This window comes from Kribbella sp. NPDC023855 (assembly GCF_040639475.1).
Lineage (GTDB): Bacteria > Actinomycetota > Actinomycetes > Propionibacteriales > Kribbellaceae > Kribbella.
Window position 1 is genome coordinate 19952 of record NZ_JBFAAA010000004.1, and the last position, 12377, is coordinate 32328.

At 67.3% G+C, this 12377-nt stretch carries 15 protein-coding genes; 9 read left to right on the forward strand and 6 right to left on the reverse strand.

Annotation, left to right across the window (positions count from 1 at the left end):
* The first annotated feature begins 6 nt into the window (after positions 1-6).
* Complete coding sequence (locus tag AB0F51_RS15405; RefSeq protein ID WP_360279802.1) at positions 7-819, forward strand: sulfite exporter TauE/SafE family protein; 813 nt, start codon at positions 7-9, stop codon at positions 817-819.
* A complete protein-coding gene (locus AB0F51_RS15410) occupies positions 812-1021 on the forward strand; it encodes a hypothetical protein (RefSeq protein ID WP_360279804.1) in 210 nt (69 codons plus the stop codon). Before AB0F51_RS15405 ends, AB0F51_RS15410 begins: the two co-directional genes overlap by 8 nt.
* Before the next feature lie 188 nt (positions 1022-1209).
* Here the strand turns inward: AB0F51_RS15410 and AB0F51_RS15415 are convergent, their stop codons facing one another.
* Positions 1210-1650, reverse strand: coding sequence for a cupin domain-containing protein (locus AB0F51_RS15415; RefSeq protein ID WP_360279807.1), 441 nt, complete (start codon positions 1648-1650; stop codon positions 1210-1212).
* Between the two features lie 116 nt (positions 1651-1766).
* Between AB0F51_RS15415 and AB0F51_RS15420 the strand changes: the two genes are divergently transcribed.
* Entirely contained in the window at positions 1767-2426 is a 660-nt protein-coding gene (locus tag AB0F51_RS15420) for a helix-turn-helix domain-containing protein (protein WP_360279810.1), read from the forward strand.
* A gap of 11 nt (positions 2427-2437) precedes the next feature.
* Here AB0F51_RS15420 and AB0F51_RS15425 read toward each other — a convergent pair whose 3' ends face one another.
* Positions 2438-3199, reverse strand: a complete 762-nt coding sequence (locus AB0F51_RS15425; protein WP_360279813.1) for a phytanoyl-CoA dioxygenase family protein — start codon at positions 3197-3199, stop codon at positions 2438-2440.
* Between the two features lie 116 nt (positions 3200-3315).
* Here AB0F51_RS15425 and AB0F51_RS15430 point away from each other — a divergent pair, with 116 nt between their 5' ends.
* The 3 genes from AB0F51_RS15430 (at position 3316) to AB0F51_RS15440 (ending at position 6353) form a co-directional block, all read left to right on the forward strand.
* Positions 3316-3972, forward strand: coding sequence for an AraC family transcriptional regulator (locus tag AB0F51_RS15430; protein WP_360279815.1), 657 nt, complete (start codon positions 3316-3318; stop codon positions 3970-3972).
* Positions 3973-4570: 598 nt separating this feature from the next.
* Complete coding sequence (locus AB0F51_RS15435; RefSeq protein WP_360279818.1) at positions 4571-5017, forward strand: hypothetical protein; 447 nt, start codon at positions 4571-4573, stop codon at positions 5015-5017.
* Positions 5018-5180: 163 nt separating this feature from the next.
* Complete coding sequence (locus AB0F51_RS15440) at positions 5181-6353, forward strand: serine hydrolase domain-containing protein (RefSeq protein ID WP_360279820.1); 1173 nt, start codon at positions 5181-5183, stop codon at positions 6351-6353.
* Here AB0F51_RS15440 and AB0F51_RS15445 read toward each other — a convergent pair.
* The 4 genes from AB0F51_RS15445 to AB0F51_RS15460 all read right to left on the reverse strand — a co-directional run bounded on the left by AB0F51_RS15445 (position 6337) and on the right by AB0F51_RS15460 (position 9527).
* Positions 6337-7197, reverse strand: a complete 861-nt coding sequence (locus AB0F51_RS15445) for an LLM class F420-dependent oxidoreductase (RefSeq protein WP_360279823.1) — start codon at positions 7195-7197, stop codon at positions 6337-6339. The two genes, AB0F51_RS15440 and AB0F51_RS15445, sit on opposite strands and share 17 nt — an antisense overlap.
* 72 nt (positions 7198-7269) lie before the next feature.
* Complete coding sequence (locus tag AB0F51_RS15450; protein ID WP_360279825.1) at positions 7270-7911, reverse strand: carbonic anhydrase; 642 nt, start codon at positions 7909-7911, stop codon at positions 7270-7272.
* 67 nt (positions 7912-7978) lie between these two features.
* Positions 7979-8722 carry a GAF and ANTAR domain-containing protein gene (locus tag AB0F51_RS15455; RefSeq protein WP_360279828.1) on the reverse strand — a complete coding sequence of 248 codons (744 nt, stop codon included), beginning with the start codon at positions 8720-8722 and terminating at the stop codon, positions 7979-7981.
* Between the two features lie 55 nt (positions 8723-8777).
* A complete protein-coding gene (locus AB0F51_RS15460; RefSeq protein WP_360279830.1) occupies positions 8778-9527 on the reverse strand; it encodes a ZIP family zinc transporter in 750 nt (249 codons plus the stop codon).
* A 163-nt stretch (positions 9528-9690) separates the two neighbouring features.
* Here AB0F51_RS15460 and AB0F51_RS15465 point away from each other — a divergent pair, with 163 nt between their 5' ends.
* The 3 genes from AB0F51_RS15465 to AB0F51_RS15475 all read left to right on the forward strand — a co-directional run bounded on the left by AB0F51_RS15465 (position 9691) and on the right by AB0F51_RS15475 (position 12350).
* Positions 9691-10209: an Hsp20/alpha crystallin family protein gene (locus AB0F51_RS15465; RefSeq protein WP_360279832.1), complete on the forward strand. Its 519-nt coding sequence runs from the start codon at positions 9691-9693 to the stop codon at positions 10207-10209.
* On the forward strand, positions 10193-10615 hold the full coding sequence (locus AB0F51_RS15470) for an Hsp20/alpha crystallin family protein (protein WP_360279835.1): 423 nt from the start codon (positions 10193-10195) through the stop codon (positions 10613-10615). The genes AB0F51_RS15465 and AB0F51_RS15470 overlap by 17 nt, the downstream gene beginning before the upstream one ends.
* A gap of 295 nt (positions 10616-10910) precedes the next feature.
* On the forward strand, positions 10911-12350 hold the full coding sequence (locus tag AB0F51_RS15475; protein WP_360279839.1) for an AI-2E family transporter: 1440 nt from the start codon (positions 10911-10913) through the stop codon (positions 12348-12350).
* The last annotated feature ends 27 nt before the right edge of the window (positions 12351-12377 follow it).

Genomic DNA, 12377 nt, shown 5'->3' on the forward strand with positions numbered 1-12377 from the left:
CGGGCGGTGTCGTTGGAGGTGCTGCTGCTCGGTGGGGTTGTGCTGGTGGGCGCATTGGTGCAGTGGCTCACGGGGATGGGGTTTGCGCTGGTTGCGGTGCCTGCATTGGTGATTGTGTTGGGGCCGGTGGACGGCGTGACGTTTGCGAACTGTGCCGCCGGTGTCGTGTGTGTCCTGGGGTTGTCGCAGGGGTGGCGACGGGTGCGGTTGCGGGCGATGGGACCGTTGCTCGTCGCGGCAGCCTGTACGGCGCCTGTCGGCGCGTGGTTCTCCCGGGCGCTTCCTGGGCCGGTGTTGCTCGTGGTGATGGGCGGTCTGGTGACAGTGACGGCCGCGCTGCTGATGAGCGGGCTGCGGGTACCGGCCCTCAAGGGGCTCGCCGGCGCCCTGACGGCCGGCGCGACCGGTGGGTTCATGAACACGGCGGCCGGGCTGGGCGGTCCGCCGATGTCGCTGTACGCCGTCAACGCGAACTGGACGATCCGCGAATTCGTTCCGAACGCGCTGTTCTATGGTGCCGTCGTCAATGTCTTCTCGCTCGTCACCCGCGGCGTCCCTCCACTCGCGGACGGCGAATGGCTGGCCGCCGGTTTGGGTTGCTGGCCGGGGCGGGGATCGGGGCGCTGCTGGCCGGCCGGATCCCAGACCGGACGGCTCGTTTCCTGGTGCTGCTGCTGGCCATCGGCGGCGGTATCGCCACCGGGCTCAAAGGGTTGTTCGCACTGTAGGAACCGGTCCAGTGCGTGCGTCGGGCACCAGCGGGGTACTGGTGCCAAAGGCAACCGTCTGGCGCCGCGAGAGGAGCAGCGCGATGACTGAGGCGAAAACGACCCGTGGCAGCGGCCGGGAATGGACCGATGACGACGTGCAACAACTGCGGGAGTTGGCCGCGGGTAATACCCCGGTCGGGGTGATGAGCGTGCGTCTGAGGCGCAGCGAGGAAGCCGTCAGGTCAAAGGCAGAAGCCGAAGGCATCTCGCTCCCGCCGGCGAAGCGGCCGCCGTACTACGACGCGTCGTAGTACCGGCATATCCTCATGGTCGGCCAGTGGCGGTGCGCGAAGTGCGACGGGGCCGACGTGCCCGCGCATTCGCGACACTGCCACCTGTACGACGAGGACGAGAGTCTGAGCCTGATCGACTGGTCAGAACTCCATCAGTTGCGACGCCGACCGGACCCGCCAGACGACGACGCCTCGCCGCTCGTGAGTTAGACCGGGATCGAGTCGTAGCGCGACGACACTGCCTTGCGGGCGGCTGGATCGGTCACCGCGTGGGGCTCGAGTTCGCCGAGTTCGATGAACATCTCCTCGAGCCCGCCGGGGACCATCAGGGTCAGGAAGCGCCCGCCACCGGGTCCCGCGCTGATCGTGTGCGCGGTTTCGCGGGGCACCAGGATGTAGGTCCCCGGCCCGGCGACCACTGGCTCGCCGCCGACGGTGAAGGTGAACTCGCCGTCCAGCACGAAGAACGACTCCTCGAAACCGTGGTGCAGATGGGGCACCGTCCAGGCGCCCTCGGCCGTCCCGGCGAACTCGGTCAAGGAGAACGCCCCGGCAACGGTGCTGTCCGCCAGTACTCGCATTCGCGCCACGCCGAGGTCCACCGAACGGCCCTCACCGGGCGTCACCACATGTGCTTGTCCCGTCATCGTCCCCACCGCCTTCGTTGAGATTGCTCCTGCTTTCACGGTGGGCGCCACAGACCGGTCCGGCAATATCAGATTCTGAAGTTGCCATCGGCATTCTCCGGGCGGACTCTGAAGACGTGCGCGACTACGGCCAGTTCTGCCCGATCGCCAGGAGCTCCGAGCTGCTGGCCGAGCGCTGGACGCCGATCATCGTGCGCAACCTGCTGAACGGCTGCCGCACGTTCAACGAGATCCGCCAGGGGGCGCCCGGCATCTCCACCGCCCTGCTGACCCAGCGTCTCGACGTCCTGGAGCGGCACGGCGTGCTGCGTCGTACGGTCAAAGGGCGCGGCGTGACGTACGAGCTGACCGAGATGGGTCAGGCGCTGCGGGCCGTGCTCGACGCGATGGGGCAGTGGGGCGCGCACTGGCTGGAGATCGAACCGCACCACCTCGACCCGGCGTACGTGCTCTGGGCAACGATGAAGCTGGTCGACCCGGACCGGATTCCAGCGGGTACGACGGTCGTCCGGTTCGAGCTGCGCGATCGGCCGGCCGACAACCACTGGATGCTCCTGCAGCGGCCGCGATCCGAATTGTGCACCCGGTCGAGCGGGTACGACGAGGACCTGGTGTGCCGCACGGACTCCGCGACCCTGGTCGACCTGCACCTGAAGCGACTCAGCTACCCTGCCGCACTCCGCACCGGCCGCGTCGAACTGCTCGGCCCACCGGCACTCACCCGCCAGTTCCGAAGCTGGTTCCGAACCAGCCCTTTCGCCGACTATGTGGCGTAGCTCGTGGTCCGTCAGACACGGGGAAACTGTTCGTGGTCGAGGGGCTTGCCGATTGGTAGGCCGAGTCCGTCGGTGACCACGTGTTCGCCCCCGGAGTACGTGGTGTTGGCGTCGATGTAGATCGCGACGTGGGCGAACCGGGGATCGTCGGTCAGGTTGGGCGTCGCTGAGTGTGCCAGGTAGGCGTTGTGGAAGGTGCAGTCGCCGGCCTGCAGCGGGATCGTCAGCCGCTCTGCCCAGCGCAGGTCAGGCGCGGCCCGGAACATGTCGTCGCGGTCGGACAGATCCTGGCTGCGGAGGCCCTGGTGATGCTGCGAGCCGGGGATGAACGTCATGCAGCCACGCTCGACCGGTACGTCGACCAAGGCGACCCAGGCCGACAACGAGGCGCGCGACCCGGCATGTGGCCAGTACGGCGCGTCCTGGTGGAACTCGGTGGCGGCGCCGTTGTGGGGTGGCTTGATCAGCAGTTGGTCGTGCCAGATCCGCAGCGGTACTCCGGCGAGCGCGGTGGCAGCCGCGGCGAGTCGCGGGTCGAGCGTGAGCTCGCGTAGTACGTCGTTCTGCCGCCACACGTTGACGTACTGGTTGAAGATCTTGGACCCTTCGAACAGGTCATCGGCGGTCGCGGTCCACTCAGCCGCGGCGTCGCGGAACCGGGCGGCCTCGTCGCGGCTGATGATGTTCCGGATCCGGACCACGCCGTCGCGGCGGTAGGCGGAAATGATCTCTTCGTCCAGCGGGACAGCTGTCGTAGGGTCGGTAGTGGTCATCGGCCGGCTCCTCGCGATCCTGTGGGTAGGGGCCTCCAGCCTCACGCGTCCGGTTGTTCGGCGACAGGCAGACATTGACCAGTACTTGACTGATCTTGACCTCTGGGAGGCCGGACGTGCACAAAGTCCTCAGCAGCGAGGTCTTCCCCGACCAGCGGCTCCCGATCGCGGGCGAACAGGTCGAACTGGGGGCCGACGTCATCCCGCACAGCCATGCGTTCTTCGAGATCGCGGTCGTGGTCGAAGGCCAGGGCATCCACCTGTCGGCCGCCGGCGAGACGCCGCTCCAGCGTGACTCGGTCGTCGTACTGCGGCCAGGGGAGTGGCACGGCTACGTCGAGTGCGAAGGCCTCGTACTGCGCAACGCCTATCTCGGTGCCGACGTCTTCGGCATGCTGTCCGGTGCTCTGATTCCGGGCGCCAAAGCGCCGTACCCGGGTGATCAACCGCCGCACCCGACCGTCCAGCACGCCATGCGGTTGCTAGAGGCAAGTATCGACGACCGGTGGACGCTGACCCGGCTGGCCTCCGAGGTGAACCTGGCGCCGAGCTATCTAGTCCGCTTGTTCGGCCGTACGGCGGGGGTGTCCCCGATGGCCTACCTGAACCGAATCCGCGCAGAACGCGCCGCAGGCCTCCTGATCGAGACCGACCTACCGATCGCCACCATCGGCGCGATGGTCGGCTGGCACGACCCCAGCCACGCCACCCGCCGCTTCCAAGCCGCCTTCGGCTACAGCCCCACCCACTACCGCACAACCTTCCGCCCCTAACCCCACGCAGCCTCGCCGCTCGCTCCTCCGTCGCTCACCGCTCGACGCTCCCACCCACCCGCCAACCCGCTCCTCCGTCGCGCGAACCGAGAGTAGGCACCCACGCCGCCAAGTCCGGATGCCGTGTGCGGTCGCCCAGCTTTCGCGCGGCAGTTCGCTATCCGACCGGATAAAGAACTGGGGGCTTCAGGAGGTGTTGGTGCGGGTACTGGCGGGGCCTAGCAAGGCAACCATGCGGCTTCGCGTCGGGTTTGCGCCCGGCCAGGCCGAGTGCAGCCAAGTTCGAGGGCCGGGTCTCGTCTGGTTCCAAGGGTTGGCGCTCGGCGCGGAGCATCGAATCATCGGGACCGGGTCGATCAGGGCCTGGCCCGATGCCAGGCGGCTGGCGGCTTCGGTGCTCGCTCCCCCTCCGGGCCCCGGAGCCGGCCAGCCACGGGGACCTGTCTGGTGCGTCGCGTTCGGCGCCGGCTTTGCAACAAGCTGCAATCTGACGCGGGTCGGTGCCTGGGCGGGGTAGTGGGAGGCCATGCGTGGATCTTTGCGGAACACTCCAACCTGGGTCGCTGGTCTACTGAGTGCTTTCCTCTTCGGTCTTGGGATGGGGATCTTCACCAAGTACGACGGGGCGAGTACGAGGTTCGCCGTCGTTGGCGGGCTGATCTCCGGCCTGGTCTTCGGCGTCGCGATGACGCTTCTCCTCCGCAGGATCCACTACCTCACGAAGCAGGCGTTGGGGGAGACCCCGGTGGCCGTGCGACGAGCGGCGTACCGGGCGCTTCGGCACGGCGCACGGAGGCCCACTGATCCAGAGGTTCGGGCCGCTGCGATCAAGCTGGCCCAACATCAGCTAGCCATGCTCCTTCGCTGGCGCATCGCTGCCCTACTCCTCTGGGGATTTCTGCTCGCCATCAACGTCTTCCTCCTGACCCAAGAGGTTTCTCTCTGGCGCATCCTCCAGCTGGCGCTGAACCTGTTCTTGATCGGCCAGCAGCTCTACCGCCCCAAGTTCCTCCGCTCCCGGATAGCGCTCCTCCAATCCGCCTAAGGCAAACGGAAGGGCATCCGAGGTGGCCATCGCCGATCGTGCTTGCGGTGGGTTCGCTCCAGTCGACAGCGGTTGAGCTGTTCAGCTATTGTGCTAGGTGTCTAGTTATATGAATGATTCGGGGAACTGCACCCGCCGGGTTGTTCCGACCAGGGAGAGTCTGATGATCAGCCGTCGAAGCACGCTCAAGGCCGGGGTTGCCGCGTTGACTGTCGGAGGGAGTGGGCTGGTCCGGTCGGGCTCACTTGCTGCCCACGCCGTACAGGTGACGTCGGGGCCCGATGCCGCTGGGCTGCAGGAGGTTTTGGACGACATCGCCGGCTCGGCCGCGTCTGCTGTGTTGGCCGAGGTGCGCGACTCCGGGCAGGTATGGCGGGGGAGCAGCGGGGTTGCCGAGCTCGGGTCGGTGAAGCCGGTTGCCGTCGACGGACGGTTCCGGGCGGGCAGTATCACCAAGACGTTTGTGGCCACAGTCGTTCTCCAGTTGGCCGGCGAGCGGCGGCTTCGGCTCGACGACACGGTTGAGCGCTGGCTACCGGGCGTCGTCGCAGAGGGCGGCCGCATCACGCTGCACCACCTGCTGCAGCACACCAGCGGCATAGCCAACTACACGAACACCCGCGAGTTCCGCACTCTCTACGGCACTGCCGACCAGGTGCTCGGGCTCCGCGAGCGGACCTGGACCCCGCAGGAACTGCTGGAGTTCACCGCCGGGCAGCCGCTGCTCTTCGAGCCGGGCACCTCCTGGATGTACTCGAACACCAACTACATCCTGCTCGGTTTGGTGATTCAACGGGTGACCGGCAACCACTACGCCAAGGAGGCCGAGCGCCGGCTCCTGCATCGCCTAGGGCTGCATGGGACGAACTTCCCCGGCCGCCGCTCGGTCATCGCGGGACGTCATGCCCACGGCTACCTGCCGCGAGAGGTAGGCGACCAGCTCGAGCCGGTGGACATCACCAGGTTCAACCCGTCGGTCACGGGCGCGTCGGGTGAACTCGTGTCCACGGCGGTCGACCTCAACCGCTTCTACCGTGCCTTGCTCACCGGCAGGCTCCTCCGTGGGGAGCAGCAGAGCCAGTTGCTGCAGATCCGGAGTACAGGCCGCAGCTACGACTACGGCCTTGGGTTGCAGACCAGGATGGTCAACGGCGTCAGGCTGTGGGGCCACGAGGGCGACATCTTCGGCTACCAAGCCGCCTCCTGGACCACCGCCGACGGCCGCAGACAACTGACCATCAGTTGCAACCCGTGGGGCACTGGTGACCTGAAGCCCTTGACGGAGCGACTACTCGCCGTCGCCTTCCAGTCACCGGGTACTACGGAGACTCCTTGAGGAAGCGGGCAGCGAAGGCGGAGAGCTCTTCGCGCTGCTTGCCTGGGTCTGCTGTGGAGGTGCTCACGACGAGGCGGGTCACCCCCTGTGCCGCGTAGGTTTCGACCATGTCGGTAGGCATGTCGATGGACCCCCAGCGGGTGTACTCCAGTGCCTCGGGATCGCGGCCGGCCTCCACGGCACTGGCCCGGACGAGTTCGTACTGCGCGCGCCGCTCCTCATCGCTGAGGGCACCACCGGGGAAGTAGCCGTCCCCTCGGCGCCCCGCACGGCGAGCTGCGGCCTTGCTCGACCCGCCGACATGGATCGGCAGGTGGGCAACTCCGAGCGGCTTGGGATAACTGCAGATCTTCTCGAAGTTGAAGAACTCCCCGTCAAAGCTCACGCCGTCCTCTTCGCCCGCCCAGAGCAGGCGCAGTACGTCGATCGCCTCGTCGGTACGCCGTCCCCGCGTGCTGAAGTCGACTCCCATGGCTTGAGCTTCCCCCGGCAGGTTCCCGATGCCGACGGTCAGCAGGCGCATCCGGCCCTTGGACAGTACGTCGATGGTCGCCAGCCGTTTCGCCAGCACGACCGGGTGGTGATACGGCAGCAGCAACACTCCCGTCCCGAGCAGGATCCGCTCGGTCGCCGCGGCCACAAAGGTCAGACAGTCCAACGGATCCGGATACGGCAGGTTCGGCGGGAGCTCCATCTGGCCGACCCGCGCGCCCGGATAGAGCGCCACATGCTCCGGCAGGTAGATGGCCTCGAAGCCCGATTCCTCGGCCAGTTTCGCGAATCCCACCAGCTTGTCCGGATCCGCTCCGAAGAACGGCACGCTGTAACTGATCGCAAATTTCACACCGGCACCGTAAAACCTTGCCCTTGGGGTCAAGGCAAGCGCAGCGTCATGATGCTGTCCGAAGCGATGCGATTACGGCGCGGAGGCGGCGGGGACCTCAAGGCCGTGAGTTGCGACTGGTTGGGCGGTGCCGTCGGCCAGGCGGTAGCAGAGGCCGACGACGGCGGTCTGGCCGGTTTCGACTCGTTCGGCGAGTGCGCGCGAGCGGTCCAGGAGCAGGTCGACCGTGTGCCGCACGTGCTCGGCCAGGATCTCGTCGGGCTCGGTGTGACCGGCGGCCCGCGCCGCGAGCACGCTGGGGGTGACCCGCTCGATCACGTCGCGGATGTAGCCGGCCGGCGGCACACCTTCCTCCAGCGCGGTGCACGCGGCGGCCACTGCGCCGCACGAATCGTGGCCGAGGACAACTACCAGTGGGCAACTCAAGACGTCCACGCCGTACTCGATGCTGCCCAGCACCTCGGCGCCGATCACGTGCCCTGCGGTGCGTACGACGAACAGGTCGCCCAGCCCACGATCGAAGATGATCTCGGCGGCCAGCCGCGAGTCGGAGCAGCCGAACAGTACTGCGAACGGACGCTGGCCCGGCGCGATCTCGGCCCGGCGGGCCGCGTCCTGGTTCGGGTGTTCGGGGCCTCCGGCAACAAAACGCCGGTTGCCCGCGAGCAACAACTCGAAGGCTTCCTGGGGCGACGGGGACTCGATCTCAGCCATGCCCGCAGCTTAAATCAGGGCTGTTGTCCCCATGTCCGGTAGTCCGGCTGAAAGCAATCCCGGTGTTTCAGACGGACGGCAGTTTGCGATCGGCGATGAGTTGGGCGGCGACGTCGCGGAGCTTGGTGTTGGTGTCCTGGGAGTGACGCTTGAGTACTTCGAAGGCGCGGTCACCGTCGATGTCGAAGCGCTCCATCAGGATGCCCATCGCCTGGCCGACCAGCTTTCGTGCGTCGACCGCCTTGGCCAGGGACTCCTCCTGGCGAGCCGTGGCCACGGCGACCGACGCGTGCCGGGCCAGGATGTGCGCGATCGCCTCATCGTCGGTGTTGAAGCCGTCACGTTCGGTGCTGTACAGGCCGAGTACGCCGACGGTTCCGTTTCCGGTGGCCAGCGGCACGTCCAGCACGCTGCGTACGCCGAGGGAGAGGACCTTGGCCGCCCACTCCGGCCAGCGTTCTTCAGTGGCGGTGTCGCGGATCAGTAGCGTGCTGTGATCGCGCATCGATTCGACCAGCGGTCCGTCGCCGGCCGTCATCTGGAACTGGAAGATCTCGGCGACGACGGGGTCGGTCGCTGCTGGAACCTCGGGAAGTTGACCGCGGACGGCGAGCGCCACACCGGCGTACGAGCAGTTCAAAGCGTCCAGCGCGAACTCGACCACGGCTTCTACGGTCTCCTCGACGCCGTCGGAGTCGTGGAACTCGACGGCGAGCCGGGCGAAGGTGGCCGCGGGTTCGTTCGCTGCGCCGTCGAGGGCGAGCTTGCCGGGCTCTGCCCGCTCGACGCTGTCCTGGTCAACACGATCCATGTGGGCAATGATGCCGCAGCAGGAAGCGGGCGAAACCGAAGCGGGAGAGCGAGTCTCAGAGGCGTTCGACAGCGAAGGCCGTGATGAATCCGACGGTGGCGATCAGGCCGGTGTAGAGGTGGGTGCGCTCGAAGGCCTCGGGGATCATGGTGTCGGCGATCATCGCCAAGATCGCGCCGGCGGCCACTGCGGTGATGAGCGCGATCGTCTGCGGTGAGGCTCCTTGCAGGAACACCACCCCGAGCAGGCCGGCTGCTCCACTGGCCAAGGCGATTCCTCCCCAGACGCCGAACACATAGCCCGCACTGCGGCCGCTGCGTTTCATACCGGCGGCGCTGGACAGTCCCTCGGGGAGGTTCGAGATGGCGATCGCCACCAGGACCGGTACGCCGACCCCGCCACCGCCGAGCAGAGACAGTCCCAGTACTACGGATTCGGGGATGCCGTCGAGCAGCGCCCCGATCGCGATGGCCGCGCCGCTGCCTTGCTGCTGGGCCTCCGAGGGCTGCTGCCCCTCGGACCGTTTGCGGTGGCGTGCTCCGCGCCGGGCCAGGATCACGTTGGCGGCGACGTACGCCGTCGCACCGGCGAGAAAGCCGATGATGGTCGGCCGCAGCCCACCCGTCGTCTCCGCTTCGTCGACCAGGTCGAACGCCAACGCGGAGATGAGCACGCCGGCGCCGAAAGCCATGATGCTGGCCACGACCCGCCGCGGTACGGGGATGAACCACGCGATCGCAGCACCTACGACCAAGGCTCCGCCGGCCAGCAACCCCCAGAATCCCGCTTGGAGCCAGATCGGCATCTAGGACGACCCCTTCAGGTCTCGCATGGATGGGGCTGTACCCAGCCGGGGCATTGTCATGAGCATCGGTGCCCGGAGGGGCTTGATGGGCAGGGCTGTCATCGATACGATGACAGATGGGAATGTCATCGGAAAGATGACGGTCTGTAGGAGGTGAGTAGCAATGGAACTCTCCGTTCGCCGACGTAACCATGAGAAGTCTGGCGGCAACGGTGCCCAGCCGGTGCGGTGGCTGCCGACGGATCCGTTCGCTGACCTCGAGGACATCTACCGGCGGATGGACCAGATGATGCGTTCCTTCCCGACGGTGGACCGCGGCCAGTGGCCGGCCTTCGGAGTGGACATCGAGGAGACCGACGACAGCTACCTCGTCGAGATCGACCTGCCTGGCGTGTCGTCCAGCGATGTCAGCCTGGAATGGGGCAACCGGGAGCTCACGGTTCACGGCGAGATCAAGGAACGCGAGCGCACGGGCTTCCTGCGGAAGCAGACCCGCCGGGTCGGCCAGTTCCACCACTCGGTCTCGCTACCGGGCGAGGTGGACGGTGACGGGATCACCGCCTCGCTGGAGGACGGCGTACTGGTGATCCGAGCCCCGAAGGCCGCGACCGCCAGATCCCGCCGGATCCAGATCGGGACCCACAAGACTCAGGAGGTGAGCGACAATGCTGGTTCGGACTGATCCGTTCCAGCCGTTCGACCGACTTGCCGAGCAGCTGGCCGGCGCGAGCGGCAGGCCCGCGGTGGTGCCGATGGATGCCTACCGGTCGGGAGATGAGTTCGTGGTCGTCTTCGACCTGCCCGGTGTGAACCCGGAGGCGATCGACGTGAGCGTTGAGCGCAACGTACTGACCGTAAGGGCGGAGCGGCAGCCGCTGCAGGTGGGCGATGACGTCCAGTTGCAGATCGCAGAGCGGCCGATCGGTGTGTTCTCCCGGCAGTTGTTCCTGGATGACAGCCTTGACACCGACAACGTCGAGGCCGGCTACGAGGCCGGCGTACTGCGGCTGCGGATCCCGGTGGCGCCGAAGCCCACGTCACGCAAGATCGAGATCGGCGGCAGTCAAAAGAATCAGCTGAACAGCTGACGGGCGCGGACCCTGGGCTTCGCGGTGCCGCCGCAGGCGGGGCGGCACCGCGAGCCGTGCAGGTGGCCCGCGCTAGCTGCTCAACGTCGGACCGTCCCGGCATCTGATCGACCAAGCGTCAGACGCCTGTACCGCCCTCCGTACCCGCCCGGCTGAAAGTTAGTACTTGACCGGCGTGTGGTCGTCTTCACGATGTCGCCTCGGCTGCTGAGTGGTGCGCCGGCGGGTGGGGGTGGGTACCGGGGCGCTGGGTCGCGGCGGCCGCTGGGGCCAGGACTTGGGGCGGGTGGATGCGATGGCTGGTGAGTACGACGAGCCCGTGGGCGAGCTGGCGGCGCCGCGTCTCACTGGTCAGGAGTCGCAGCCCGCCGAAGCGCAGATCGAGCAATCCCAGGACGACATCGCGCCGGAAGTCGCACCGGTTCCGGTCGATGACGAGCCGTCAACGGCCCGAGTTGAGCCGGTGGTGGTGCCGCGGTGGGTGCAGGCGGTCGTGGTCGCTGTCGCGCTGTTCGCGGTGACGCTGCTGGCTCGGGCGGCCGCGCCGGTGCTGGTGATCTTCCTGGTCGCCGCCATCCTGGCGCTGATCATCAATCCGATGGTGGCACTGCTGGAGCGGGGCCGGGTGCCGCGGGGGATCGCGATCGGTTTCGTATTCGTCGCGTTCTTCGCCGTACTGGCCGGTGCGATCGCGTTACTGGTCCGGCCGGTCGCCGCGCAGGTCTCGGAGTTCCAGTCCGATCTGCCCCGGCTGATCGGTTCGGCGAACGCGTCGCTGGCGGATCTGCAGCGCTGGCTGGACGAGCGCGGTATCGGCATCCAGGTCAAACGGCCGGGCGAGACGGCGCTGGAAACCCTGCAGGCGTCGATCCTGCGGGGTTCCGGTGATGTGGTCGCGTTCACCCGGGACCTGGTCACGACGATCGTCGAGGCCGGCTTCAAGTTGATCCTGATCCTGGTGATCGCGATCTACATGCTGCTGTACGGCCAGCAGATCGGTGCCCAGGCCCGCAACCTGATGCCAACCGGTGACGGCAGCGTCGAGGACGACTACCCGACCCGGATCCAGCGCGCGGTGTCCGGTTATGTCCGCGGCCAGCTCACCTTCAGCTTCATCATGGGGCTGTCCGCCGGCATCTCGCTGTGGCTGTTCGGGGTGTTCGGGATCTTCCCGGCCGGTAAGACCTACGCGGTGTTCTTCGGGGTGTTCTACGGACTGATGGAACTGATCCCGTACCTCGGGCCTGTCCTCGGCGCGACACCGGCGCTGCTGGTCGCGCTGTTCCAGGGTGAACCGCTGACCGCGCTGTGGCTGCTGATCCTGTTCATCGTGCTGCAGCAACTCGAGGGCCACATCGTGGCGCCGCAGGTCTTCAGCCACACCCTGCGGATCAACCCGTTGGTCGTGCTGTTCTCGCTCCTGCTCGGCGGCCACCTGCACGGCATCACCGGCGCCCTCATCGCGCTACCGCTGGCAGCGATCGCCCGCGAAACCGTGCTCTACCTGCGACGCCACCTGATGATGGAACCCTGGGGGACTCCCACCGCCGCAGTACTGCGCGCCCAGCCATCCGGGGCTACTGCTTCTACCTCGCAGAGGCCCGGCGCGGGCGCTAGTCCGCGCGCCATCGCCTGGCTTGGCAGGCGGGTACGACGCTGGTTGCCCACTCGGTCCCGAACCACCGAGCCAGAAAACCCGGCCGGCGACACAGCTGAGGAACGTGGAGAAACCTGAGTCCTGGGTTCTCCGGTGCCGAACGAT

Excerpts from the sequence above, each read along its gene's own strand:
- AB0F51_RS15425 (WP_360279813.1), bottom strand. The coding sequence starts at position 3,199 with ATGACCACTACCGACCCTACGACAGCTGTCCCGCTGGACGAAGAGATC.
- AB0F51_RS15410 (WP_360279804.1), top strand. The coding sequence starts at position 812 with ATGACTGAGGCGAAAACGACCCGTGGCAGCGGCCGGGAATGGACCGAT.
- AB0F51_RS15440 (WP_360279820.1), top strand. The coding sequence starts at position 5,181 with ATGATCAGCCGTCGAAGCACGCTCAAGGCCGGGGTTGCCGCGTTGACT.
- AB0F51_RS15455 (WP_360279828.1), bottom strand. The coding sequence starts at position 8,722 with ATGGATCGTGTTGACCAGGACAGCGTCGAGCGGGCAGAGCCCGGCAAG.
- AB0F51_RS15435 (WP_360279818.1), top strand. The coding sequence starts at position 4,571 with ATGGGGATCTTCACCAAGTACGACGGGGCGAGTACGAGGTTCGCCGTC.
- AB0F51_RS15450 (WP_360279825.1), bottom strand. The coding sequence starts at position 7,911 with ATGGCTGAGATCGAGTCCCCGTCGCCCCAGGAAGCCTTCGAGTTGTTG.
- AB0F51_RS15415 (WP_360279807.1), bottom strand. The coding sequence starts at position 1,650 with ATGACGGGACAAGCACATGTGGTGACGCCCGGTGAGGGCCGTTCGGTG.
- AB0F51_RS15460 (WP_360279830.1), bottom strand. The coding sequence starts at position 9,527 with ATGCCGATCTGGCTCCAAGCGGGATTCTGGGGGTTGCTGGCCGGCGGA.
- AB0F51_RS15470 (WP_360279835.1), top strand. The coding sequence starts at position 10,193 with ATGCTGGTTCGGACTGATCCGTTCCAGCCGTTCGACCGACTTGCCGAG.
- AB0F51_RS15465 (WP_360279832.1), top strand. The coding sequence starts at position 9,691 with ATGGAACTCTCCGTTCGCCGACGTAACCATGAGAAGTCTGGCGGCAAC.
- AB0F51_RS15475 (WP_360279839.1), top strand. The coding sequence starts at position 10,911 with ATGGCTGGTGAGTACGACGAGCCCGTGGGCGAGCTGGCGGCGCCGCGT.